The organism is Aquibacillus sediminis (genome assembly GCF_005870085.1).
In the GTDB taxonomy this organism is placed as follows: Bacteria; Bacillota; Bacilli; order Bacillales; family Amphibacillaceae; genus Aquibacillus_E; species Aquibacillus_E sediminis.
The window spans coordinates 69,925-96,286 of the sequence record NZ_SZNM01000011.1 but is presented as its reverse complement, the minus strand read 5'-3'; the positions used below and the strand labels follow the sequence as shown (position 1 = coordinate 96,286).

The following is a 26,362-nucleotide window of genomic DNA, read 5'->3' as shown; positions in this document are numbered from 1 at the left end:
GCCTCAGCTAACTTGGTAAAGGAAACCACTTTACCAAGTGGATCTTCAGCTCGCGCTATTCCCATAGGAGTCTCCGTATTCTGCCTTCGCTGATATAAGTTTTCTGATGAGTAATAGGTGTTAAACTTTATAAATACAAAAGTAACGAATTTACTACAAGGTTATGTTACAACATGCCAATTAACATAAATAATTTATACTATATGTTTTTTTAAGCAAAGCACTATAAAACTTCAGATTACTGGAAAAAGCGAAGGAAATACACGGAGACTCCCGAGGCCCGGCAAGGGTTATGCAGGCGTTGTCCGACAAGGACGGTTTTAGCCTGTGATCCTTAATTTATCATCGGTGAGACCCCGCAGTGAGGGACGAACGAGGAGGCTCACCAGCCCCCCACAGGAAAGCGTAGTGTATTTCCGCAGCGACCTATTAGCACTCATCCTTTAAAGGAAGTTGAAAGTGATTCGTATATTACAGCTTATATGCAGTAGGAAATATTAATTAAAAGGGCTGAATTCTTGTGGAAGAATTCAGCCCGCATAGTTGCTATTAACTTAGATAGAATAGTTTGGTGACTCTTTTGTGATTTGAACATCGTGTGGGTGGCTTTCCCGAAGGCCTGCACCAGTCATACGAATAAATTGTGCATCATTACGTAATGCTTGTATATCTTTTGAACCACAATATCCCATACCAGAACGTAGCCCTCCTAGCAATTGATGAACCGTGTCTTGAAGTGGCCCTTTATAAGCAACTCTTCCTTCAATTCCTTCTGGTACTAACTTTTTGGTCTCCTCTGTTTCTTGGAAGTAACGATCCTTAGAACCTGACTTCATTGCAGTAACAGAACCCATACCACGATATACTTTGTATCGTCTTCCTTGGAAGATTTCCGTTTCACCAGGACTTTCCGAGACCCCTGCAAATAAACTACCAATCATAACCGCATGAGCACCTGCTGCAATTGCTTTTGCTATGTCACCTGAATACTTAATCCCACCATCTGCAATGACAGGGATCCCATGTTTATCTGCTTCGGTTGCGCACTCATTAACTGCTGTTATTTGCGGAACACCAACACCAGCTACGACGCGTGTTGTACAAATAGAACCAGGTCCAATACCAACCTTAATCATATTTGCTCCTGCCTCTATTAAGGCACGCGTAGCCTCCGCAGTCGCTACATTACCTGCGATTATATCAATATCTGGATATTTATCTCTTACACGTTTTACTTGCTCAACAACACCACCTGAGTGACCATGGGCTGTATCAATAACAAGAATATCGGCACCCGCTTCGACAAGTTTATCAATGCGTGTCATCGAATCAGCTGTTACTCCAACAGCAGCACCTGCCAATAACCTGCCTTGACTATCTTTTGCTGAGTGAGGGAATTCAATCACTTTCTCAATATCTTTGATGGTAATTAAACCTTTTAGTACTCCATTATCATTAATTAATGGTAATTTCTCTATACGATGTTTTTGTAGAATTTTGCCAGCCTCTTTTAAGGTTGTCCCTACTGGAGCAGTAACAAGATTTTCACTTGTCATTACCTCAGAAATTTTTATCGAATAGTCTTCAATAAAGCGCAAATCACGGTTTGTAATGATCCCAACAAGTACTTGGTCCTCTTCGTTATTTACAATTGGAACACCAGAAATTCTAAATTTGCCCATTAAGTGTTCTGCATCAAATACTTGGTTGTCTGGTAACAAGAAAAATGGATTTGTAATCACACCACTTTCCGAACGTTTCACTCGATCAACATGTTCTGCTTGTTCTTCAATTGACATATTCTTATGAATAATTCCAACGCCACCTTGACGGGCCATTGAAATAGCCAGTTCAGCTTCGGTAACAGTATCCATTCCTGCACTTATTAAAGGAATATTTAACTTAATTGTTTTAGACAACTCTGTTCCTACCGAAACATCTCTAGGCAATACATCCGATTTAGCTGGTACTAAAAGTACATCATCAAACGTTAGTCCTTCTTTAGCAAACTTATCTTCCCTCACACTTACCCCTCCCAAAATGATTTATAAAATACTAAATTGTTGGCAAAGCTATGATCGTAAACTTTTTTCATTGGCATTCTAATATGTCGACAATTTCTTATTGTTATTTACAATACGATATGATGTAGTGTTTTTCAACCCTTTTACTTAATGAATGCACTTACAATCAACTATTTTTATGGAAAGGGTATAACATATGTTACAACAGCAAGTTTTGAACTTTATGAATTACTTAAAATCAGCACATACATCTCAAAAATATTTAGAACATACATACAAAAAATATGATGTTGTAGATCCTGAGAAGAATAGTTACCAAAATAGTTATCGATTCCTTTATTATTTACAACATGGCCAACACTTTTATCAAACTGGAAATCAAGCAAATTTAATTGTACAGCCGATTCTTTTTTTCTATGGAATGGTTCATTTATTAAAGGCGTGCTTATTAACAAGACGTCCAGACTATCCTGAAAACACATCAATGTTGGCTCATGGTGTATCTACTCGTAAGCGAAAAAAACAACAGTACGAATTTTTGCAAGATGAGGTGAAGCTACAGCACAAAGGACTTTTCCCATACTTCACAAAACATTTATGTGGAGTAGAAAAGTTCCCCTATGAAAAAGTGACGATGAAGCAATTACTTGCTGCCATTCCAGAGGTTAATTCTTTATTTAATTTATACAGTGGTGAATCGGTATTGTTACCAGTAGCTTCAAAAGGTAGTTATACCCTTAGCATTCCTAGGAAAATTCTAGATAACTATCACATGACAGAGAATGCTTTCTTAACTAAGCTATCTTCCTACCAGTTAACAATTGCCGAAAAGCAATTACATAAAGAAACAATAGAACTTTCTGTTGAAAACGAGCTCAGTCCTATATCTAAAGGACCTTTCTTTTACCACTCTGCAGAAGAAACATTTTATTTACCTGCTAGTAGAGAGTATTTTTCTACGAACCATGAAATCATGAACCATTACTTACTACTCTATAATTTAAGCATGATTTGTAGGTATGAAACAGAATGGTGGGGGGACTTGCTTCATACGTTACCAACTGTTGATTATCCGTTTATAGAAACATTCTTACAAGCAACTTCGGAAAAGGTACCATTCTTACTCGGTTACTTTTTATATCAGCAGTATGACACATAAAAGTTTTCTTACCGCTAACTTTGTCTAATGTATATAAGCTGAATTATATGCATTATTTTTATGATGACTTTTCCGTTCTACAAATTGTAACTACTGAACAGCGCTACGGAAATACACCTACGCTTTCCGCGGGTGGCTGATGAGCCTCCTCGTTCGTACCTCACTGCGGGGTCTCATCGAGGCCATTAGTCCCACAGGAGTCTCCGGTGTATTTCCTCCGCTCATTCGTGTGCTCTGAAGTTTTAATAGTGCTTTGCTTAATAAAAATCATATACTATATCTTTTATGTTATTTAGTATGTTGTAACATAACCTTACACTAGGTTATTTATTTTTGAATTTATAAAGTATTACATCTATCACTAATCAGAAAACTTATATCAGTGAAGGCAGAATACGGAGACTCCTATGGGAACAGCACGAGCTGAAGATCCACTTGGTAAAGCGGTTTTCTTTACCAAGTTAGCTGAAGCCGTGCCCATGGAAAGCGGAGTATTCTGCCGGAACGATCGTATAATACATATTAAATTCAGACAGAAAGGAACGTAAATTTATGTCGTATAATACAGCTTATATTCATCTCACAATTACCTTTTACAAACAAAAATACTAACGCCACTACGGAATAGGGCGTTAGTATTTTTATTTAATAATTTCTTCTATATGCAAGTCTGGTCTTGTTTTTAGAGTTATAATCTCACTAGTATTTTCTACTCTCACCATTGGCCTAGTTGGGGATTTGGCATCTATATAAACAATTTCTCCAAATTGATTATTTGATAAGCGAACATTCAACCCATTAACAAGATTAGTCAATGATGTAATAAACTGTTGTAATAGTTGGTGATCATACTTAATAAAGTTATCTTTTAGCATCACATCAATTACTTTAAATGGAGAGAGTTTTGCTTTATACATTCGCTCAGATGTCATGGCATGATAAGTATCACTAATAGCAAGAATACGAGCATATGGATGAATTTTATCTTGAGTAACCCCTAAAGGATAGCCGTTGCCATCGACTCGTTCATGGTGTTGAAGAATCGCTAACTTTGCACCTGTAGAGAGCGATGGTATATGTTCTACAAGTCGATAGGAAAGCGCTGGGTGTTTTTTTATCTCTTGATATTCAGGTAATGTCAACTCACCTTTTTTAAGATACAATTGTCGACTCATTTTGGCCATTCCACTATCGGCAAGCAAACCAGCTAATCCTACTTGTAACCATTCTTTCGTATAGCCAATCTTCTTTGCCATAAATGCTGACAGTATTGCCATGGAAACACTATGATGATAAACATAATCTTCCTTTGTCGAGTAGTTATAAAGTAGGTATATATCAATCCCTACCCGTTCTGTTTGTAGTAATAACGGCATCATAAACTTTCGGACATAGTTAATATCAATAGCATTACCACTCTGCAGTCTTATAAATAGCTTCTTGTATTCTTTTACTGCTTGTTGATATAGAACTTCAAAGGAAGAATCTTGATTGTAAATAAGTGAGTCACTATGATCCTCTTCTGCTTCTAAATCTTTGGGCTCAAAGGGAGTACCATCAGCTAATTTAGGTGCAACTTTTACTTTCTCAACTAAAAAATTTTCTAAGACTGTAATTTCTATATCTTTTAACACAGTATCTTGCGGTACAATCGGACGATTCGTTTTCCCTAGAACGTCTTTTTCAATTACACAACCAGGTTTTAATTGTTTAGGATGTACCCACATTTGTTATCTCATCCTTTATGTGTTCTTCCCTTCTAAATTTAGAGGAACCCCTGTTCACAACAGGGGTTTGGCATTATTCTTCTTCATTCACATCTGGTTCAGATGACTCCTCTATTTCTACAACTTCTTGTTGATCTTCTTCTTTTTCTTCGTTATTGGAATCATCTTCATCAGGTTCAATTCTAGCAACTGTAGCTACCTTTTCTTCATCCTGAACACGAATTAATTTAACACCTTGCGTGTTTCTACCTGTAATCGAAATGCTGTCCACAGGCATCCGAATTAATACTCCAGCAGCAGTAATAATCATAATGTCCTCTTCACCATTTACAGCTTTAACAGCTACAATTTTTCCTGTCTTTTCAGTTACATTGCAAGTGAAGATCCCTTTACCACCACGATTTGTTATGCGGTATTCTTCAGCTGGGGTCCGCTTACCATAACCATTTTCTGTTACATTCAATACATGGTAGCCATCTTCAATTATTTCCATTGATACGACAATATCATCATCACGTAAGGATATTCCTTTCACACCTGCAGCGGTACGGCCCATTGAACGAATTTGTTCTTCTGGAAAACGAATTAAATAGCCATTTCTTGTGCCAATCATGATATGCTTATTCCCATCTGTTAAACGTACAGATATTAGTTCATCCTCATCTCGTAAATTTAAGGCAATTAAGCCACCTTTACGGATATTAGCAAATTGGGAAATTTTTGTACGCTTGGAAATACCGTGTTTCGTCGTAAAGAATAAATACCAATCATCTTCAAAATCATTCACACTAATAACTGCGTTAATCCATTCACCTTTTTCAATTTCTAATAAATTAATAATCGGTATACCTTTAGCCGTTCGACTAAATTCTGGAATTTCATAGCCTTTTGACTTATAGACTTTCCCTTTGTTGGTAAAGAATAGAATGGTATCATGAGTTGAAGTCGATACAAGATGTTCAACAAAATCGTCATCATTTGTGCCCATCCCTTGCACTCCACGCCCACCTCTACGCTGGGTACGATAAGTAGATGAAGGTAATCGTTTCACATATCCTTGATGTGTTAACGTAATTACCACGTTTTCCTCAGGAATGAGGTCTTCATCTTCAATAAAGTCGGCTCCACCTGATACAATTTCTGTTCTTCTTTCATCACTATATCTCTCTTTAATCTCCGTTAATTCTTCTCGAATAATTTCTTTCACTTTTTCTTCATCTGCTAGAATTGCTTTAAGTTCAGCAATTAGCTTGATTAGATCTTGATATTCTTCTTCAATTTTTTCCCTTTCTAAACCGGTTAATCGCTGAAGACGCATATCTAAGATAGCTTGTGCTTGTTTTTCTGAAAGCTCAAAACGGGTCATTAATCCTTCTCTAGCAATGTCTGTCGTTTTAGACTCACGGATAAGTGTAATCACTTCATCCAAATGGTCTAATGCAACACGTAAACCTTCCAGGATATGCGCTCTAGCTTCTGCTTTCCTTAACTCGTAAGCTGTACGTCTTTTAATAACAACTACTTGGTGGTCTAAATAATACTGTAACGTTTGTTTTAAATTCAACACTCTTGGGTGACCATCATGCAATGCAAGCATATTAACACCAAAAGTTGTCTGTAAGGCTGTTTGTTTATATAAATTATTTAATACGACATTTGGATTAGCATCTCTACGTAATTCAATTACAATTCGCATTCCGTTTCGGTCCGATTCATCACGTAAATCGGTGATACCATCAATTTTTTTATCACGAACATAATCGGCGATTTTTTCAATTAGTTTTGCCTTATTCACTTGGTATGGTAATTCGGAAACGAGAATAGTGGACTTGCCATTTGCATGTTCTTCTATATGTACTTTAGCTCGAATCGTAATAGATCCTTTACCAGTTTCATATGCTTTTCTAATCCCACTTCTTCCTAAAATTAACCCTGCGGTAGGGAAGTCAGGACCATGGATATAATCTTCCATTAATTCTTGAATGGTAATATCAGGGTTTTTGCTTAATGCAAGAACAGCATCAATCGTTTCCCCTAAATGGTGTGGTGGGATATTAGTGGCCATACCTACCGCAATACCTGAAGCACCATTTACAAGTAAATTTGGAAAACGAGCAGGAAGTACAACAGGTTCTTTCTCAGAACCATCATAATTTTCCTGATAATCAATCGTATCTTTATTAATATCACGCAATAATTCCATTGCTATCTTAGACATTCGAGCTTCCGTATAACGCATGGCGGCCGCTGAGTCTCCATCAACAGAACCAAAGTTACCATGGCCATCCACTAACATGTAGCGATAGCTAAAATCTTGAGCCATCCGAACCATCGCTTCATATACGGAGGAATCGCCATGTGGATGGTATTTACCTAGTACATCCCCTACAATACGAGCAGACTTTTTGTAAGCTTTATCTGCCTGTATACCTAAATCATTCATGGCATAAAGAATTCGACGGTGTACTGGTTTCATACCGTCCCGAACATCTGGTAATGCTCGTGAAACAATAACACTCATTGCATAGTCTAAAAACGCTGTACGCATTTCGTTACTAATATTTATTTCTTCTACTTGTGGACGTTGTTGATCCACCATGAAATTACCTCCCTATCTAATGAGGAAAAGAGACTGACCTAGTTAGGCCACAGCCTCTTCATTTTATCTATTTACAAAAGTGAAACAGCCATAGATTTAAACATCTAAATTCTTAACATATTGTGCATTTTCTTGAATAAAGTTACGTCTCGGTTCTACTTTATCCCCCATTAACATGTCAAAAATTTGATCCGCTTCAATGGCATCTTCTAGATTAACTTGAAGCAATGTTCTATTTTCTGGGTCCATGGTTGTCTCCCATAATTGTTCTGCATTCATTTCACCTAAACCCTTATAACGCTGTAACCCTGGCTTCGGCGCCTTTGGTATTTCTGCTAGTATCCGTTCCATTTCACTGTCGTTATAGGCATAATAGACTTTTTTACCTTGTTGAATTTTATACAATGGTGGTTGAGCGATATAGATATACCCGTAATCAATTAGTGGACGCATAAAACGATAGAAAAACGTTAATAACAATGTACGAATATGTGCTCCATCAACATCGGCATCTGTCATAATGACAATTTTATGATATCTAGCTTTCGATATATCAAAATCTTCGCCTATACCAGTTCCTAAGCCAGTTATCATCGAGCGTATCTCATTATTAGACAATATTTTATCTAATCTTGCTTTTTCGACATTGAGAATTTTACCTCGAAGTGGAAGAATTGCTTGGAAGTGACGACTCCTTCCTTGTTTAGCAGATCCACCTGCTGAGTCTCCCTCAACGATGTACAATTCACTTATCGATGCATCTTTTGATGAACAATCGGCCAATTTACCAGGAAGATTAGATACTTCTAACGCACCTTTACGTCTTGTTAATTCTCGAGCTTTTTTTGCGGCAATTCTTGCACGTGATGCCATTAACCCTTTTTCCACAATAATCCTTGCCGTATCAGGATTTTCAAATAAAAACTTAGAAAATAGTTCACTAAAAGCTGAATCCGTAATTGTTCTTGCTTCACTATTTCCTAGTTTTGTTTTTGTTTGCCCTTCAAATTGTGGGTCTGGGTGTTTAATTGAAATGATTGCTGTTAACCCTTCTCGAACATCGTCACCTGTTAGATTAGGGTCATTTTCTTTAAACATGTTATTCTTTCTAGCATAATCATTAATCACCCTAGTTAAGCCCGTTTTAAAACCAGACTCATGGGTTCCACCTTCATAAGTGTGAATATTATTTGCAAAAGAGTATATATTACTAGCAAATCCATCATTGTATTGGATGGCAACCTCTACATTAATATTTTGCTCTTCTTTTTCTGCATAAAAAGGTTCATGTAATGATTCACGAGTATGATTTAAGTGCTCTACATATGACTTAATGCCACCCTCATAATAGAAATCTTGACGTTCTGAATCTGTCCGTTTATCTTGAACAGAAATAGTTAATCCTTTGTTTAAAAAAGCCAATTCTCTTAAACGTTGAACAAGTGTATCAAAGTTATAGGTGGTCGTTTCATCAAAAATTTCAGGATCTGGTTTGAAGTGGGTTTTCGTTCCAGTAATTTCGGTCTCTCCGATTATTTTAATATCTTCATTTGGAACTCCCTTACTAAACCCTTGATAATGGATTTTACCGTCGCGATGGACGTAAACATCTAATTCACTTGATAGAGCATTTACAACAGATGCACCAACCCCATGAAGTCCACCTGAAACTTTATAACCACCGCCACCAAATTTACCACCTGCATGTAATACAGTCATAATTACTTCTACAGTAGGTCTGCCGGTCTTTTGATGTGTACCTACAGGAATACCTCTCCCATTATCTATAACAGTGATACTATCATCTTCTTCAACGATTACTTGGATATGATCACAATAACCTGCTAAAGCCTCATCAATACTGTTATCAACAATTTCCCAAACAAGATGGTGTAAACCTTTTTCATTTGTTGAACCAATGTACATTCCAGGCCTTTTCCGTACAGCTTCTAACCCTTCTAATACTTGTATTTGATCTTCATTATACGCTTGATTATTTGTTACGTTTTCTTCCATTCCCAATTCCATCACCTACACTTCTTTTATGGGGTTATTGTCTAATAAGTTAAATCCTCTTCTTCAAAAATATCTGAGTAATCATCTAGCTTACTAATAGTGGAGATCATACTTGCTCGTTTCTTAAGTGTTAAAACAGAAAGTGGACTATAATAAACAAAATCTTTCGTCATCACCAATGCTTTTACGCCCTCTTCTTGTGGGTCAAGAACATTCCCTTTTTTCTTTTGGTTGGTGAGCATCTCTTCATTGATGGTTGACGAGGACACTAAACTATAATCAATGATTGCAACGACATCTTCCGAACGAATCACATTGTCATCTCCAATATGAATAAACACACTATTCCCCCATTTCTATCAAACAATTGTCCCACTTTCTACACGAAATAGTTCTGCCTTATCTAATGTTTCATGCTGTATACCATCAACACTAGTAGTAGAAACAAAGGTTTGAATTTTACCTTGTATGGTATGTAACAAGTGAGATTGTCTATAATCATCTAATTCACTAAGTACATCATCCAATAATAAAATCGGATATTCTCCAACCTCGTGTTTAATTAACTCTATTTCTGCAAGCTTTAGTGATAAAGCTGTTGTTCGTTGTTGTCCTTGTGACCCATATGTTTGGACATCTTTTTCATTCACATAAAATAATAGATCATCACGATGAGGACCTATTAAAGTATTACCACGTTCAACCTCTCGATCTTCTAACTTCGAGAATTTATCATGGTATATATTTACTATTTTTTCCCTATTATCTGCTTCTGATACATCAATAGAAGCATTATATGTTATTTTTAATTGCTCAATTCCTCTACTAATTCCTTGATGTATGGGACCTGCCCATTTTCTTAACAATTCTAAAAAGATGAACCTTTTTTCTATAATGACGGCTGCATGTTCTATCAATTGTTCTGTTAACACTCGTAACATTGTCCGGTCTGCCTGATAATTTCGCTGAAGATTTTTTAAAAGGTAGTTACGTTGCTTTAAAACTTTTTGATATTGACCAAGATGATAGATATAAATGGGCTGAATTTGGCCAATCTCCATGTCAATAAAACGTCTTCTGATCTGAGGACTACCTTTTACCAAATTTAAATCTTCAGGTGCAAACATCACAACATTCAGCGCCCCAATATAGTCACTTAAACGTTTTTGTTCAATATGATTTAATTTAGCCTTTTTACCTTTATTAGAAAACTGTATTTCTAATGGGAACTTTTGATTTCGTTTCATAACACTACCTTTTATTTTAGCATATTCTTGGTCCCAATGGATAAGTTCTTTATCTCTTGGTGTACGATGAGATTTAGAAAACGCTAAAACGTAAATAGATTCCATCAAGTTTGTTTTTCCTTGAGCATTTTCTCCAATAATAACATTTATCTTATCATCAAAATTTAAATGCAATGTCTGGTAATTTCTATAATTTGTAAGGCTTAATTCATGAATATGCATGATAATCCCTTTCTTTGTTCAGGAGGCGGAATACCCCGGTTAGCGATGGTAACTGCGCCTGCACATCGTATGACAACGCCGAACGGACCTACACCTTGTAGGCCGAGGTGAAGGAGGTTGTGTTACGGCTTTAAAGCTTCGCGGACGTGGTTATTTTAGCAAACCATTTAATCACAAGCCGTTTTTTAAATCTTTAACATTTATTTGAAATGTTTTTATTTATGCCTCTTTTTCTGTTGAAACAACGAAAGTCCCAACATCCTCAATTTCAACTTGGTCACCAGGATACAGTTTTTTACCTCGTCTGTTTTCAGCCTCTCCATTCACGTACACGCTATTTTCAGATAAGAATAATTTAACCATACCGCCTGATTCCATAATATTAGCTAATTTTAAAAATTGACCTAGCTGAATATATTCAGTGTTTATTGCTATTTTCTCGTTCATTGTATCACCTTACCTTTTTTAGGCCTTCTATTTATTTTACTAAAATTTTCACAATAAAGAAAGCCGAATTGGATGAAAGTAAAAAACTCTTATCGAACTATTTCAATAAGAGTTTTACTTTTCATTATTGTTTACAAAAAATTTAAAGTTATTACGACATAAAAACTATTATGTGTACAGTACATATAGTCCCTATACATAATTAATAAGTTCTAACCGGTAAAATAAGTTGTAAGATTTGATCGTTATCTATTGGTCGAATTATAAATGGACGCATCGCACCTGTAAATTCAATTCTTACTTGATCATTTTCAACTGCCTTTAGTGCATCCATCATATACTTGGCACTAAAGGAAATTTTCAATTCTTCTCCTTCTATGGAGTTTACATTGATCTCCTCCATAACATTTCCTACCTCTGGGGAGTTACTGCTTATTTCTAACTGGTTATTTTCCTTTGCGGAAAGACGTACAACATTATTTCTACTTTCTTTGGCAAGTAATGAAGCACGATCAATCGATTGTAACAATTCTTTGGTTGGACTATGCACAACCGTTTTACTTTGCTCTGGAATTAAGCGAGATGTTTCTGGATAATTCCCATCTAATAAGCGAGATAAGAAATATAAGTGCCTGGTTCTAAATAAAATTTGATTTTCTGTAACACTTATTTCAATGTTTTCTTGTGTATCTTCTAATATTTTATTCAACTCGTTTAAACTTTTACCAGGAATAACTACACTTGAAAAAGTCATATTGGTAGTATCTACCTCTAACGGTATTTTCCGGGCTGCCAAACGATGGCTATCTGTTGCTACAAAGTTTAAATAATTATCTTCTAACTTCATGTTAACACCTGTCAGAATAGGACGAGTTTCAACTGCAGAAACAGCAAACACAGTTTGTTTAATCAAATTTTTAAGCAAATCTGTCGGGATTTCAAAACTATCTTCTGTATGAAGTTGTGGTAGTTGTGGATATTCTTCAGCATCTTGACCATTTAAATGAAATTCCGCACTGCCTGAGCGAATGGTGACTTGTAATCCTTCAGATTCTATTTCTACTGTTTTTTGAGGTAACTTCTTAACAATATCAGGGAAATATTTTGCTTGTAATACAATACTTCCTGGTTCAATTTGTTCTACATACTCTATGCCATCTTCTTCTTTAGGAATAAAGGATTCAATTGATATATCTGAATCACTACCAGTAAGTTTTATTCCATTCTCATTTGCCTCTATTTTCATTCCAGTCAGAATTGGAATCGTTGTTCTTGAAGAGATAGCCTTCATCACATTTTGGACACTCTCCATTAATTGATCGCGTTGAATGATAAATTTCATAAAAAAATCCTCCTAGTGGAAGTCATTTATATAATTATTATTAATAAAATATAGTAATAATAGTAATAGGGCCTGTGATTATGTGGATAAGTTAATTTTCCTCAAACCAACGAAGTCTACCCGCATGTGGATAGACTGTTAGTAAAATGTAATTTGTATGCACACTATTCACATGTGGATAAAAAATAGCAGTTTAAAAATCGATAAAAATAAACGAAATTATATCGATTTTATACTTTCTTTTAATTCTTCTATATCTTTTTGTAAAACTTGATCATTACTTATCATTTTCGAAATTTTTTCATGGGCATGAATGACAGTTGTATGATCTCTTCCACCAAATTCTTCACCAATTTTGGGTAAGGATAAATCAGTTAACTCCCTTGATAAATACATCGCAATTTGACGAGGGAAAGCAATTGATTTTGTTCGTTTTTTAGCAGCAAATTCTTCTATTTTAATATTATATTTTTCTGCAACAATTTCTTGTATTCCTTGAACTGTAACCACTTTAGGCTTGGAACTAGGTATGATATCTTTTAGTGCTTGTGCAGCAAGTGATGCATCGATATCTTCATTTATTAAAGAAGAGTATGCGACAACTCGTATAAGTGCCCCCTCTAATTCACGAATATTGGTATCTATTTGATTCGCAATATATAACATAACCTCGTTTGGTATATCTAGTCCTTCTGCCTTTGCTTTTTTGCGTAAGATTGCAATTCTAGTTTCTAGATCTGGTGGTGTAATATCTGTGATAAGGCCCCATTCAAAACGTGACCGCAGGCGATCTTCTAAAGTGGGAATTTCTTTAGGAGGACGGTCACTTGAGATGACAATTTGTTTATTTTCTTCATGTAATGCATTAAAGGTATGGAAAAATTCCTCTTGCGTTTGTTCTTTTCCTGCTAAAAATTGAATATCATCAATTAGTAACACATCTACATTTCGGTACTTATTTCGAAAATTATCTGCTTTATTATCACGGATTGAATTAATAAATTCATTTGTGAATTTTTCAGATGTTAAATAGACAACCTTGGCCATTGGGTTATGGTCTAAAACATAATGTCCAATTGCATGCATTAAGTGTGTTTTACCTAATCCAACACCACCATAAATGAAAAGGGGGTTATATGCTTTTGCAGGGGCTTCTGCTACAGCAAGAGAGGCCGCGTGAGCAAAGCGGTTACCAGAACCAATCACAAAGGTATCAAAGGTATACTTAGAATTAAGCATCGTTTTTAGTGAATCATCATTGTTTTCCTGGGTCTTCGTATCTTGGATATTTTTTGTACTTTGTTTCATTTGATCAACTTCACTAACCACTTCCGGTATAACAAATTTGGTGTTTAACTTTGCTCCAGTGACTTCAAATAGGGCCTCAGAAATAAGGTCTGTATAGCGATTTTCTAACCAATCTCTAGCAAATTCATTCGGAGCAGAAATAATTAACGTGTCATTTTCAATCTTATCTGCAGTTGTATTTTTCAACCATGTATCAAAACTAGGTTTACTAATTTTGTCTTGAATGGATTGAAGTGTATTGATCCATAATTCCTGAATGTTTTCCAAAATAGTCACCCCTTTCTCTAATGGACAAATAGGAAACAAAAAACCTCTCGCCATCTTTCAAAAATGCTAAATAAAAAGCCGAAAGATCGAAAGGCAATCATAATCATATACATGTGGATAAATAAAATCGAAAAATGAGAGGTATTAACTAAGTTATTTCCAGTTTCCACAACATTGTTGATAAATACATAAACAACGATGTGAATATCTATCCACATGTTATTCACAATCTGTGGATAGATATATTTTGTGAATAAGTTATTCAAGTATTAAAACACAAATATAATACCAAATAAAAACAGTAAAAGCAATGGTTTTTCGACAGTTATCCACATCAAACACAATTTGTAGATAAATAATATCCACAAATCAAGATTTTGTGGTTATCTTGTCGATAACTGCTGTGGAGAAAAAGGGGAGGGTGCAAAAATTGTCGACAACTGTTGTGGATAGTTGAAAATGGGTTTAAAATAAGAATTTAAAGAGAAAAATGACGAAAAAAATTTTTTCTGTGTTTTTCCTCTGATCTGAGTAGTGAAACTGAATGCATGTAGGAAAAGAAATATGGCAAAAGGGTAAGAGAAATATGAAATAAAGTTGACAGAGTACATATAAATTAATTATAATGTGTGAGACTGTCTTGAAATTATTTGTAATTTTAATTCCTCAGGGAGGTGTAAGATAAATGAAACGCACATTTCAACCAAATAACCGTAAGCGTAAAAAAGTTCACGGCTTTCGTTCACGTATGAGCACTAAAAATGGACGCAAAGTACTTGCACGTCGTCGTAAAAAGGGAAGAAAAGTCTTATCTGCATAGGCCACTGAAAATATGTCAGTGGTCTTTTTTCTAGAAATTGAGGGGAAAAGATCCACTGACATATTTCAAAATGCTGATAGTAAGATGAAGTAATTAAGAATAAGATGAAGTTTGAATGAAAACTTACGATGTTGATATAGTATATGATAGAGTAAATTATCCTCTATTGAGGGTTGATTCGCAGCTTGGAGGGCACTATGCAATGAAAAAGGCATATCGTCTTAAAAAGAATGAAGAGTTTCAGCAAGTATTTAAAAAAGGAAAATCCTTTGCGAATCGGCAATTAGTCTTATATTTTTTGAAAAAAAGTGACCAAGAACATTATCGGGTTGGTTTATCTGTCAGTAAAAAGGTAGGTAACGCGGTTGTACGAAATCGAATTAAGCGTTATTTAAGACAAGCCTTCTTAGAATTAGATGATCAAATTGCTGATCCATATGATTTTATTATTATTGCAAGAAATCCAACCAAAGATATGGATTTCCATCAAATGAAAAAAAGTTTAACCCATGTATTATTTAAAACAAAATTATTAAAAAATAGATAATTATATTCATTATGTAAACGTTTCTATATTTATTTTTATACTTGTAGAAGAGTGGTTAGGTTAAAGGTAATATGTTAATATATTTTTCTACATAGGATGGATATTGGTAAGGAGGAAGGACATTGCGGAAAAAGGTCTTGCTTTTATTGACCTTAGTTGGAGTGTTGGCTCTACTAACTGGATGTACAGAAGTAGACCAAGAAATCACTAGAGAAAGTACTGGGATATGGAATAGTTATTTTGTTTATCCTTTATCCTGGTTAATAACGGAGGTTGCGGAGTTTTTTGGTGAAGATTACGGACTTTCGATTGTATTGGTAACGGTCCTGATTCGTTTGATCTTATTACCACTTAATATTAAGCAGTTAAAAAGTTCAAAAGGGATGCAGGCAATTCAACCTCAATTACAAGAACTGCGAGAAAAGTATAGTTCTAAAGATGCTCAAACACAACAAAAATTGCAGCAAGAAACAATGGAGTTATTCCAAAAAAATGGAGTAAACCCACTTGCAGGTTGTTTACCGATCATTGTACAAATGCCAATATTAATCGCATTTTACCATGCGATTATGCGTACGTTTGAAATAAAAGAACATAGCTTTTTATGGTTCCAATTAGGTGAACCAGATTATATATTACCAATTATTGCAGCGGTAGCTACTTTTGCTCAACAAAAGTTGATGATGGCAGGAATGTCGGGTGCTCAAAATACAGCAATGCCACAAATGCAAATGATGCTTTATATGATGCCGATTATGATTGGTGTTGTAGCATTCTTTTTCCCATCAGCTCTAGCGCTTTATTGGGTTGTTGGTAACATATTTATGGTGGCTCAGACATTACTAGTCAGAAACCCAATGATGAAAGATGCTGAAACGGGAGGAAATAAAAAGTGAAACAAGTGACTGCTACTGGACAAACAGTGGATGAGGCGGTCCAATCAGCATTGAAGCAGTTAAACACCTCGAGGGACCAAGTTGACATTGATATAATTGATGAGGGTAAAAAAGGTTTACTTGGCTTATTTGGTTCGAAGCCAGCAATTGTTAAGGTGTCCATAACTGAAAATGGAATACAGCAAGCAGAAGATTATTTAGTAAATATTGTAAAGCAAATGGGTGTTGACGTAGAAGTAGAAACAATCGTTAAAGATCGAGATGTTTATTTTAATTTAACGGGCGAAAAGATTGCCATTTTAATAGGTAAGAGGGGCCAAACGTTAAATGCTCTTCAGTATTTAGTCCAACTGGCAATCAATCGAAAACCTGATCAGTATTATACAGTCATTATTGATGCAGAAGGATATCGTGAACGTCGTAGACAAACGTTAGAAAATTTAGCAACTCGGTTAGCAGACAAAGCCATTCAAACAAAACGTGATGTGTCACTTGAACCGATGCCTTCATATGAACGTAAAATTATCCATACAGTTTTACAAAAAGATGACCGGATTTCTACCTTTTCAGATGGAAAAGAGCCAAACAGATTTGTCGTGATCCGGCCATAGAACACAAAAGTAAACTCCTACATTATTGTAGGAGTTTATTTTTGTGGATTTTTTTATAATTTGAGGATCATCACTACTAATATCTAACTAGCTAAACTTTCTCTTTCGATAAAAACAAGTACGAAGGGGTATTTTTTTATTTTGCCATCATGAGATTGCTGCATATGACGTAAAAGCTGTTTTATATGACATAACTTCACCCTCCTCTAAAGGATGAATGCTAAAAATCGCTACGGAAATACACTACGCTTTCCATGGGGGGCTGGTGAGCCTCCTCGTTCGTTCCTCACTGCGGGGTCTCACCGATGCCACTAGTCCCATAGGAGTCTCCGTGTATTTCCTCCGCTTTTTTCGGTGATCTGAAGTTTTATAGAGAATTGCTTAAAATATCAAAAATATCAAATATACCTTTTTATTGTTAAAGGCACGTTAACATAATATTGCAGTATAATCGCTATTTTTAAATTATATCGCATTAGATTTACTTCTAATCAGAGAACTTATCTCAGCGAAGGCAGAATACGTAGACTCCTCGAAAATACAAACCGATTTTCTTCGTGCGATGTGTCGCTCCGACGCGTTCCTTGTCCTATGGGAAGAGCGCGAGCCGAAGATCCACTTGGTGAAGTGGGTTTCTTTACCAAGTTAGCTGAGGCCGCGCCCATGGAAAGCGTAGTATTCTGCCGCAGCGTGGTATATCACTTATTTCAATCAGAATGGTAGAGAGCAAAATTAAGAAGGTTATGTCGTATAGTACAGCAAATACGCAATAAAAAGGTTTTGTTCCTTCTATTTAATTAGTTTACTGTGGATAAAAAAACATACTGTTTTGTTTATGTTTTATTCACATGTGGACAAGATAAAAACAAGAGAAAATTTGAGGTGTGGATAGTTTGAATGTGGGGGATTTTGTGGTATTCTAAATTGTTAGTAACTATAAAAAGTAATGACTGTGGATAGATGGTATATGTTTATACTAAATTGCATGAAAAATGTAGGAGTGAAGAAATGGATACAGATACAATAGCTGCAATATCCACTCCAATAGGTGAGGGAGCCATTGCGATCGTTAGGTTGAGTGGAGAAGAAGCGGTGGCAATAACGAGTGAGTTGTTTGATGGAAAAGAGTTAAAAGAGGTAGAGTCCCACACGATTCATTATGGGAAAATAATAGATCCAGAAACAAATGAAGTAGCAGAAGAGGTAATGGTCACTGTAATGAGAGGGCCAAAAACGTTTACTCGAGAAGATGTAGTAGAAATCAATTGTCATGGTGGGTTAGCGTCGGTAAATCGATTGTTGAATATTGTGTTGTCAAAAGGGGCTCGTTTAGCTGAACCTGGTGAGTTTACGAAAAGAGCATTTTTAAATGGAAGAATTGATTTATCCCAAGCGGAAGCGGTAATGGATCTTATTCGCGCTAAAACGGACAAAGCAATGAATGTAGCGTTAAAACAAATGGATGGACGATTATCAAAACTCATTCAAAAGTTACGTCAAGAGCTGCTTGAAACAGTTGCGCATGTAGAAGTGAATATAGACTATCCAGAATATGACGATGTGGAAGAAATGTCACATGACATGATGATGACAAAAACAAAAGAAGTGTATAAGGAAATAGAGCGGTTATTACAAATGGCGCAACAAGGAAAAATATTAAGAGAAGGTTTAGCAACAGCAATTATTGGTAGACCTAATGTTGGTAAGTCTTCCTTATTAAATGCGCTTGTCCATGAGAATAAAGCAATTGTAACCGACATTCCAGGTACAACAAGAGATGTGATTGAAGAATACGTCAATGTTCGTGGTGTACCATTACGTTTAGTAGATACTGCAGGAATCCGAGAAACAGAAGATATTGTTGAAAAAATTGGAGTAGAGAAATCAAGACAAGTTCTCAAAGAGTCGGATTTAGTGCTTTTATTACTTAATTATGGGGAAGAATTAACAGAAGAAGATATTAACTTATTTAAAGCTGTCGAAGGTTTAGAAGTAATTGTTATTGTGAATAAAACAGACTTGGAGCAAAAAATTGATTTAGATCAAGTAAAGGAACTTGCTAAAGACCATGGTTTGGTCACCACAACTTTAGTTGAGGAAAAAGGAATTGATGAATTAGAATCCGCAATTGCTGATACATTTTTTGCAGGAGAACTAGATGCAGGTGATCTTACTTATATATCAAATGTCAGACATATTCAGTTACTAAAACAATCGTTAACGGCTTTAGAAGAGGCAATGAATGGCATGGAACAAGGAATGCCAATTGACTTAGTACAAATTGATGTCACAAGAACATGGGAGCTGTTAGGAGAAATAGTTGGGGACACCGTCCATGAAAGTCTTATTGATCAATTATTCTCACAGTTCTGTTTAGGAAAATAAGTAGCTAGTAGTATTGTTAATTAAAAGGAGAGACATTCTGATGACTTATGATGCAGGAAATTATGATGTTATTGTCATTGGTGCAGGACATGCTGGTTGTGAAGCTGCGATTGCTTCTGCAAAACGTGGTGCCAAAACACTAATGCTAACATTGAATTTAGATATGGTGGCTTTTATGCCATGTAACCCGTCAGTTGGAGGACCAGCCAAAGGTGTAGTAGTAAGAGAAATTGATGCACTTGGTGGGGTAATGGGGAAAGTAATCGATAAAACGTATATCCAAATGCGGATGCTAAATACAGGAAAAGGGCCAGCTGTTCGAGCTTTACGAGCTCAAGCAGATAAACCGTTATACATTCAAGAAATGAAAAATATTTTAGAAAACCAAGAAAACCTTACATTGCGACAAGGAATGGTTGAGAAATTGATCGTTGAAGATGGTGAATGTAAAGGGGTTATAACCGAAACGAAAGCCGCATATCGTGCGAAATCTGTTATTATTACAACCGGTACATTTATGCGAGGACGTGTCATCATTGGTGACCTATCTTATGAAAGTGGACCGAACAACCAACGTGCATCTGTGAAGTTATCTGAGCATTTAGAAGAACTAGGTTTTGATTTAGTTCGTTTTAAAACGGGAACACCTCCAAGAGTGAACAGTCATACCGTTGATTATTCCAAAACAGAAATTCAACCAGGTGACGAAAGGCCAAGCCATTTTTCCTATGAAACAAAGGAAGCAATTCTAGACCAAATCCCGTGCTGGTTGACATACACAAATGAGTTCACACATAAAATTATCGATGATAATTTAGGATTATCTGCGATGTATTCTGGCATGATTAAAGGGACTGGACCTAGATATTGTCCATCAATAGAAGATAAAGTGGTTCGATTTCATGATAAACCACGCCACCAAATTTTCTTAGAACCGGAAGGACGAGATACGGAAGAGGTATATGTCCAAGGTTTGTCTACATCATTACCTGAGTTTGTTCAAAGAGATATGCTTCGTACCATTCCAGGGTTAGAAGAAGCTGAAATTATGCGTGCTGGCTATGCGATTGAGTACGATTCCGTTGTACCAACGCAATTATGGCCAACATTAGAGGTTAAAAATATTCCAGGTCTGTTTACTGCTGGACAAATAAACGGTACGTCAGGTTATGAGGAAGCGGCAGGGCAAGGGTTAATTGCTGGTGTAAATGCTGCTGCCAGTGCTTTAGATATTGAAAAATTAATTCTTGATCGCTCACAAGCGTATATCGGTGTATTAATTGATGACCTAGTAACAAAAGGAACGAATGAGCCATATCGTTTACTAACTTCAAGAGCAGAATACCGTTTGTTACTTCGTCACGATAATGCAGATATTCGACTAACCGATACTGGTTATAAGTTGGGACTTATTTCTGAGGAGCGCTATCAATCCTATACGGAAAAGAATCAACAAGTTGAAAAGGAAAAGAAACGATTAGAAAAGGTTGTTTTAAAGCCAGCTGATGAACTTCAGGAAATGATTACAAACAATGGTGGAACCCCACTAAAGGATGCAGTAAAAGCTGCCGATCTATTAAAACGACCAGAGATGACGTATGAATTGGTTGCACAATTTACTCCTGCGGAAGCAACATTAGATCCAGAGGTAAAAGAACAAGTTGAAATTCAAATAAAGTATCAAGGCTATATTGATAAATCAAATCAACAAGTAGATAAGATGAAAAAAATGGAAGACAAAAAAATTCCAGACAATATTGATTATGACGCAATCGGTGGGCTTGCAACAGAGGCGAGACAGAAACTAAAAGAGGTTCGCCCTTTATCAGTGGGTCAAGCATCCCGTATTTCAGGTGTTAATCCTGCAGATGTATCCATTTTACTTGTGTATATTGAACAAGGAAAAATTGCAAAAGTTGAATAAAAATGCGTGTTCAAAAAGGAGGCTAAAAGGGACCAACAACCTCGAGGTGGCGTAGCTTCGAGAAACGGCGCGATACTTTTTAGAAACGTGGGGCCAGAAAGGTAATCCACACTAAAAATACAAATGTGTCACTGCCATACTTTTTGAACACCTTCTAAAAGATTGGATGATTTTATGGATGAAACAACATTTATTAATCAGTTACATCAGCAAGGCATTGAACTAACAGAAAAGCAAATAAAACAATTTGAAATATATTACCAAACGTTAGTGGAATGGAATCAAAAAATGAATCTAACTGCGATCACTGATAAAGAAGAAGTGTATCTGAAACATTTTTATGATTCCATTACAGCAGCTTTTTACTTTCCATTTTCCAAGGAAGCAAGTATTTGTGACGTAGGAGCGGGAGCAGGATTCCCTAGTATACCATTAAAAATTTGTTTCCCTGAATTAAAGGTGACCATTGTTGACTCCTTACAAAAACGAATTACTTTTCTTAATCACTTGGCAGAGCAATTAGAACTTGACGATGTTACCTTTTATCACGATCGTGCTGAATTGTTTGGGAAGAACCAGCAGTTCCGCGAAAGTTTTGATGTGGTAACTGCTAGAGCTGTTGCTCGTATGTCCGTTCTATCAGAACTATGTTTGCCACTTTGTAAAATAGGGGGAACTTTTATCGCGATGAAGGGACCTAATATGGATGAAGAGTTAAATCATTCCCAAAAGGCATTAAAGACTTTAGGGGGAGAGTTGGAGAAAATCCATACCTTCCAATTACCAGAGGATAATGGGGAACGGAATATTTCAGTTGTAAAAAAAGCAAGTAAGACACCGAAAAAGTATCCAAGAAAACCAGGTGTTCCTAATAAAACACCAATAGCCTAATAAAAAACCAAGTGTGACGCACTTGGTTTTTTATTAGGCTTAATTTCAAAGATTGTTGTTCTCAACACGATAAATTAGAGTGTTGTAAGTGAAGAAGAACATATTGAACAATTATTTCTTCCATTTTGTAAAAATTACTTAATAAGAAAGGACTGTTTATATGGAGTACATACAATACTTACGATCAATGGTAGGAAACGAGAAGGTTATCATGGTTGTTGCATGTGCATTTGTAATTGATCAACATAATCGACTGCTGTTACAAAAACGTTCTGATAATGGCCAATGGGGGCTTCCAGGAGGGTTTATGGATTTAGGAGAGAGTGTCCAAGACACAGCTAGAAGAGAAGTGAATGAAGAGACGGGCCTTAAATTAGGAGAACTTGAGTTATTTGGAATTTATTCAGGGCCTCAGTATGATAAAAAATTTACTAATGGTGACCAAGTATCACTAGTTCAAATATCGTTTATTTGTAAACAGTATAATGGAGAGTTAGTCGAAAGGAATGACGAGTCAATACAAAATAAATTTTATCCACTAAAAGCATTACCAGAAGATATATTCATTGATCATAAAATGCTGATTGATGATTTACTTTCAAAAAAACAACTACCGATTATTGGGTGAATTGTTCAAGTGAGGAAAGCAATTAGTGTATAAAAGTAATATTTGTTGTGAATTTATGGATAAGTGGCGGTAGACTCGTGCTATTCTTTGAATGTGACAAAAGTATATCTAGTATAGGTGTGGGCATAGAATAAACAAATTCTTTTAAAATATGACAATAACAGGAAAAGGCATAAGCCAAGGAATAAACCTATAAATTGAAAGAACTATTTTCTATCTTAATTCTTACAAGAATAAGAATCATAACCATATTTTTTCTAAACAATCTGTGATAGAATAATAGAAGGATAAATAACGTTTTATTAGAATGTTTCACGTGAAACATTGATAAATGAAATAAAACATAGATAATAGATTATTAAAGGAATGTAAAAAGGTGGTGTCAGTAGATGTTACACCCTTTTAGCCGACTGTTTGGCATAGGTGAGAAGTCGTCGGACCAAAATTCAGAACAAGAATATTTACCTGATGAAGTAATTCAAATTCCTGTTGAGCAAATTGAACCAAATAGGTATCAGCCACGTTCTATCTTTAACCAAGAAAAAATAGAAGAGCTTTCGCAAACTTTACATACTCATGGCATGATTCAACCTATTGTTGTTCGGAAATTAGAACAAGAAGATCATTATGAAATCATAGCCGGAGAACGTCGATGGAGAGCTGTACAACATCTTGGATGGGAAACTATACCCGCTATTATTCGTGAGATGTCTGAGGCAGAGACAGCTTCTGTAGCGCTTATTGAAAACCTACAAAGAGAAGAATTATCGGTAATTGAAGAAGCTATGGCATATAAACGTTTATTGGAAATTCATGGTTTAACTCAAGAAGCTTTAGCGCAGAGGTTAGGAAAAAGTCAATCAACAATTGCCAATAAATTAAGGTTGTTAAAACTACCTGATCAAGTACAACAAGCTGTCTTGGAGAAAAAAATCACAGAAAGACATGCTCGAGCTTTAATTTTGTTAAAAGACCCTGAAAAACAAGTTAAAATACTTCAAGAAATTATTGAAAAAGATTTAAATGTGAAGCAGACAGAGGATAGAATCGCGAAAACATTTAATAATAAACCAAAAAAGAAGCCAAAATTAAAGGGAATAAACAAGGATATGCGAATTGCGATGAATACAATTAAGCAATCTCTTAATATGGTTAGTGATACAGGTATTGACTTAGAAACAGAAGAGCATGATTATGATGATCACTACCAAATAACAATTAAAATACCAAAGAAAAAAACATAAATTCTTCCGTTCCCATCTTTATGCGTATTAAGATGGGTATTTTTTGCGAAAAAGATTCAGTTTCTACATCATTATTATATGATTACAGTTATATTAAGCTTTAGCAAAATAAACAGGTTAATATAGTTAGGCTATACAAAAAATGATAGAATATAAATTAAAGAGTTTTAAAGGTAGGTAGGTGACATCATGGGAAAAGTAATCTCCATTGCAAATCAAAAAGGTGGAGTAGGAAAAACAACATCAGCAGTCAATCTAAGTGCGTGTTTAGCATATACAAACAATAAGGTATTACTAGTAGATATAGATCCACAAGGGAATGCTACTAGTGGTGTAGGGATTGATAAGGCGGATATGGAACAATGTGTGTATAATGTTTTAGTAGAAGATTTAGAAGCCTCAGCAGTTTGTGTTCCGACTTCTGTAGAAAATTTAGATATTATTCCAGCAACAATCCAATTAGCTGGTGCAGAAATTGAACTTGTACCTACTATCTCAAGAGAAGTTAGGTTAAAAAAGGCAATCGACGAAGTAAAAGATAATTATGATTATGTCATTATTGATTGTCCGCCTTCTCTTGGACTTTTAACACTTAACTCATTGACAGCTTCAGATAGTGTATTGATTCCAGTGCAGTGTGAGTATTATGCACTAGAAGGGTTAAGTCAGCTATTAAATACAATTCGGTTAGTGCAAAAACATCTTAATAAACAACTAATGATTGAAGGCGTTTTGTTAACGATGCTAGATGCGAGAACAAATTTAGGTTTGCAAGTAATAGAGGAAGTTAAAAAATATTTTCAAGATAAAGTGTATAACTCAGTTATTCCAAGAAACATAAGGCTTGGTGAAGCGCCTAGTCATGGCCAACCTATCATTATTTATGATCCAAAATCTAGGGGCGCAGAAGTTTATCTAGACTTAGCAAAGGAAGTGATCGCAAATGGCGAAAGGGTTAGGGAAAGGAATTAATGCTTTTTTTCCTGAGTTAGATACTAAAAATGATGAGTTGGTTCAAGAAATCGCTGTAAAAGAATGTCGACCAAATCCTTATCAACCAAGAAAAACTTTTCATGCAGATGCGATAGAGGAATTAAAGGAATCCATTATACAGCATGGTATATTACAACCTTTAATTGTTCGCAAAAGTATCAAAGGCTTTGAAATTGTTGTAGGTGAAAGACGTTATCGCGCCGCTAAAGAAGCAGGGTTGAAGACAATTCCCGTTATCGTTAAAGACTTAACAGATGATAAAATGATGGAACTTGCACTACTAGAGAATTTGCAACGTGAAGATTTAACTCCAATTGAAGAAGCGTATGCTTATGCGAATTTGATGAAAGAGTTAAACGTAACACAAGAAGAATTATCTAGTAGACTAGGAAAAAGTAGATCACATATTGCAAATTTAGTGAGACTTCTGTCATTACCAGAACAAGTTGGTGCTCTGATTAATAATGGAGAGTTATCAATGGGGCATGGTAGAGCGTTACTAGGGTTAAAAGATAAAGAAAAAATAATTCCTGTTGTTGAAAAAATTCGAAAAGAGGAATTAAATGTAAGACAAGTGGAAAAGTTAATTACTGCTATTAACGAAAAAACACCACAAAAGAAGAAAAAAGAAAAACAACAAAAAGATGTTTTTATTAAAGAAAGAGAAAGTCAATTGCGTGATTACTTCGGAACGGGAGTAAACATACAAAAAGGGAAAAGAAAAGGGAAAATTGAGATCGAATTTTTCTCTGATGAGGATTTAGAACGAATTATTGAAATGTTTCATTCTACAAAGTAATTTACATTGACATTTTTAATCATTAGCGTGGTTGGTTTATTAAAAATAGAATAATATGGTCGGTTAAACTAGAATGTTCCACGTGAAACATTCTAGTAATTTTTTGTCATTTAGTAGTTTTTAACATTTAGTAGCTTACTTAAAACATTGAATTATGGTAAGTTTTTATGTGTTTACAATATGAGGTGTAGCAATTTTTTCTAGATTGATAAAGGTGTGAACATAATTAATTTTATATTCAAGAATGAACAATGTTTAGGGAATCG

The 26,362-nt window shown here is 35.5% G+C and carries 21 protein-coding genes; 12 read left to right on the top strand and 9 right to left on the bottom strand.

The genetic code is table 11. The features are described from left to right. Positions 1 to 554: 554 nt before the first annotated feature. A complete protein-coding gene (gene guaB, locus FCI53_RS12095; protein ID WP_138419193.1) occupies positions 555 to 2,024 on the bottom strand; it encodes an IMP dehydrogenase in 1,470 nt (489 codons plus the stop codon). A gap of 196 nt (positions 2,025 to 2,220) precedes the next feature. Here guaB and FCI53_RS12090 point away from each other — a divergent pair, with 196 nt between their 5' ends. Further along, entirely contained in the window at positions 2,221 to 3,183 is a 963-nt protein-coding gene (locus FCI53_RS12090) for a YaaC family protein (RefSeq protein ID WP_138419191.1), read from the top strand. A gap of 641 nt (positions 3,184 to 3,824) precedes the next feature. Here FCI53_RS12090 and FCI53_RS12085 read toward each other — a convergent pair. From FCI53_RS12085 to dnaA, 8 genes are all read right to left on the bottom strand, one after another. Beyond that, positions 3,825 to 4,910, bottom strand: coding sequence for an HD-GYP domain-containing protein (locus tag FCI53_RS12085; protein WP_138419189.1), 1,086 nt, complete (start codon positions 4,908 to 4,910; stop codon positions 3,825 to 3,827). Between the two features lie 73 nt (positions 4,911 to 4,983). Then, complete coding sequence (gene gyrA / locus FCI53_RS12080) at positions 4,984 to 7,509, bottom strand: DNA gyrase subunit A (protein WP_138419187.1); 2,526 nt, start codon at positions 7,507 to 7,509, stop codon at positions 4,984 to 4,986. A gap of 96 nt (positions 7,510 to 7,605) precedes the next feature. After that, the gene (gyrB, locus tag FCI53_RS12075; RefSeq protein ID WP_171038159.1) at positions 7,606 to 9,525 is read right to left on the bottom strand and encodes a DNA topoisomerase (ATP-hydrolyzing) subunit B; all 1,920 of its coding nucleotides are present in this window, start codon (positions 9,523 to 9,525) and stop codon (positions 7,606 to 7,608) included. Positions 9,526 to 9,566: 41 nt separating this feature from the next. Continuing rightward, positions 9,567 to 9,866 (bottom strand): extracellular matrix regulator RemB, encoded by a 300-nt coding sequence (remB, locus tag FCI53_RS12070; RefSeq protein WP_138419185.1) that lies wholly within the window; start codon positions 9,864 to 9,866, stop codon positions 9,567 to 9,569. An 18-nt stretch (positions 9,867 to 9,884) separates the two neighbouring features. Continuing rightward, positions 9,885 to 10,994 carry a DNA replication/repair protein RecF gene (gene recF, locus FCI53_RS12065; protein WP_138419183.1) on the bottom strand — a complete coding sequence of 370 codons (1,110 nt, stop codon included), beginning with the start codon at positions 10,992 to 10,994 and terminating at the stop codon, positions 9,885 to 9,887. A gap of 219 nt (positions 10,995 to 11,213) precedes the next feature. Continuing rightward, the gene (yaaA, locus tag FCI53_RS12060; RefSeq protein ID WP_138419181.1) at positions 11,214 to 11,441 is read right to left on the bottom strand and encodes a S4 domain-containing protein YaaA; all 228 of its coding nucleotides are present in this window, start codon (positions 11,439 to 11,441) and stop codon (positions 11,214 to 11,216) included. A 202-nt stretch (positions 11,442 to 11,643) separates the two neighbouring features. Then, the gene (gene dnaN / locus FCI53_RS12055) at positions 11,644 to 12,783 is read right to left on the bottom strand and encodes a DNA polymerase III subunit beta (RefSeq protein WP_138419179.1); all 1,140 of its coding nucleotides are present in this window, start codon (positions 12,781 to 12,783) and stop codon (positions 11,644 to 11,646) included. A gap of 219 nt (positions 12,784 to 13,002) precedes the next feature. Beyond that, positions 13,003 to 14,358, bottom strand: a complete 1,356-nt coding sequence (gene dnaA / locus FCI53_RS12050; RefSeq protein WP_138419177.1) for a chromosomal replication initiator protein DnaA — start codon at positions 14,356 to 14,358, stop codon at positions 13,003 to 13,005. Positions 14,359 to 15,043: 685 nt separating this feature from the next. On the opposite strand from dnaA, the gene rpmH reads away from it, so the two are divergent. The 11 genes from rpmH (at position 15,044) to FCI53_RS11995 (ending at position 26,096) form a co-directional block, all read left to right on the top strand. Continuing rightward, positions 15,044 to 15,178, top strand: coding sequence for a 50S ribosomal protein L34 (gene rpmH, locus FCI53_RS12045; protein WP_138419175.1), 135 nt, complete (start codon positions 15,044 to 15,046; stop codon positions 15,176 to 15,178). Between the two features lie 202 nt (positions 15,179 to 15,380). Next, the gene (rnpA, locus tag FCI53_RS12040) at positions 15,381 to 15,725 is read left to right on the top strand and encodes a ribonuclease P protein component (RefSeq protein ID WP_138419173.1); all 345 of its coding nucleotides are present in this window, start codon (positions 15,381 to 15,383) and stop codon (positions 15,723 to 15,725) included. Between the two features lie 122 nt (positions 15,726 to 15,847). Then, positions 15,848 to 16,621, top strand: a complete 774-nt coding sequence (gene spoIIIJ / locus FCI53_RS12035; protein ID WP_138419171.1) for a YidC family membrane integrase SpoIIIJ — start codon at positions 15,848 to 15,850, stop codon at positions 16,619 to 16,621. Next, positions 16,618 to 17,232 carry an RNA-binding cell elongation regulator Jag/EloR gene (gene jag, locus FCI53_RS12030; protein ID WP_138419169.1) on the top strand — a complete coding sequence of 205 codons (615 nt, stop codon included), beginning with the start codon at positions 16,618 to 16,620 and terminating at the stop codon, positions 17,230 to 17,232. Before spoIIIJ ends, jag begins: the two co-directional genes overlap by 4 nt. A gap of 1,008 nt (positions 17,233 to 18,240) precedes the next feature. After that, a complete protein-coding gene (gene mnmE / locus FCI53_RS12025) occupies positions 18,241 to 19,617 on the top strand; it encodes a tRNA uridine-5-carboxymethylaminomethyl(34) synthesis GTPase MnmE (RefSeq protein ID WP_138419167.1) in 1,377 nt (458 codons plus the stop codon). Between the two features lie 40 nt (positions 19,618 to 19,657). After that, positions 19,658 to 21,541 (top strand): tRNA uridine-5-carboxymethylaminomethyl(34) synthesis enzyme MnmG, encoded by a 1,884-nt coding sequence (gene mnmG, locus FCI53_RS12020; protein ID WP_138419165.1) that lies wholly within the window; start codon positions 19,658 to 19,660, stop codon positions 21,539 to 21,541. A 174-nt stretch (positions 21,542 to 21,715) separates the two neighbouring features. After that, positions 21,716 to 22,432, top strand: coding sequence for a 16S rRNA (guanine(527)-N(7))-methyltransferase RsmG (gene rsmG, locus FCI53_RS12015; protein ID WP_138419163.1), 717 nt, complete (start codon positions 21,716 to 21,718; stop codon positions 22,430 to 22,432). Between the two features lie 211 nt (positions 22,433 to 22,643). After that, complete coding sequence (locus FCI53_RS12010) at positions 22,644 to 23,060, top strand: NUDIX hydrolase (protein WP_342774207.1); 417 nt, start codon at positions 22,644 to 22,646, stop codon at positions 23,058 to 23,060. 389 nt (positions 23,061 to 23,449) lie between these two features. Beyond that, positions 23,450 to 24,304, top strand: coding sequence for a nucleoid occlusion protein (gene noc, locus FCI53_RS12005; RefSeq protein ID WP_138419159.1), 855 nt, complete (start codon positions 23,450 to 23,452; stop codon positions 24,302 to 24,304). Positions 24,305 to 24,493: 189 nt separating this feature from the next. Then, on the top strand, positions 24,494 to 25,276 hold the full coding sequence (locus FCI53_RS12000) for a ParA family protein (protein ID WP_138419157.1): 783 nt from the start codon (positions 24,494 to 24,496) through the stop codon (positions 25,274 to 25,276). Continuing rightward, positions 25,248 to 26,096 (top strand): ParB/RepB/Spo0J family partition protein, encoded by an 849-nt coding sequence (locus FCI53_RS11995; RefSeq protein ID WP_138419155.1) that lies wholly within the window; start codon positions 25,248 to 25,250, stop codon positions 26,094 to 26,096. The genes FCI53_RS12000 and FCI53_RS11995 overlap by 29 nt, the downstream gene beginning before the upstream one ends. The last annotated feature ends 266 nt before the right edge of the window (positions 26,097 to 26,362 follow it).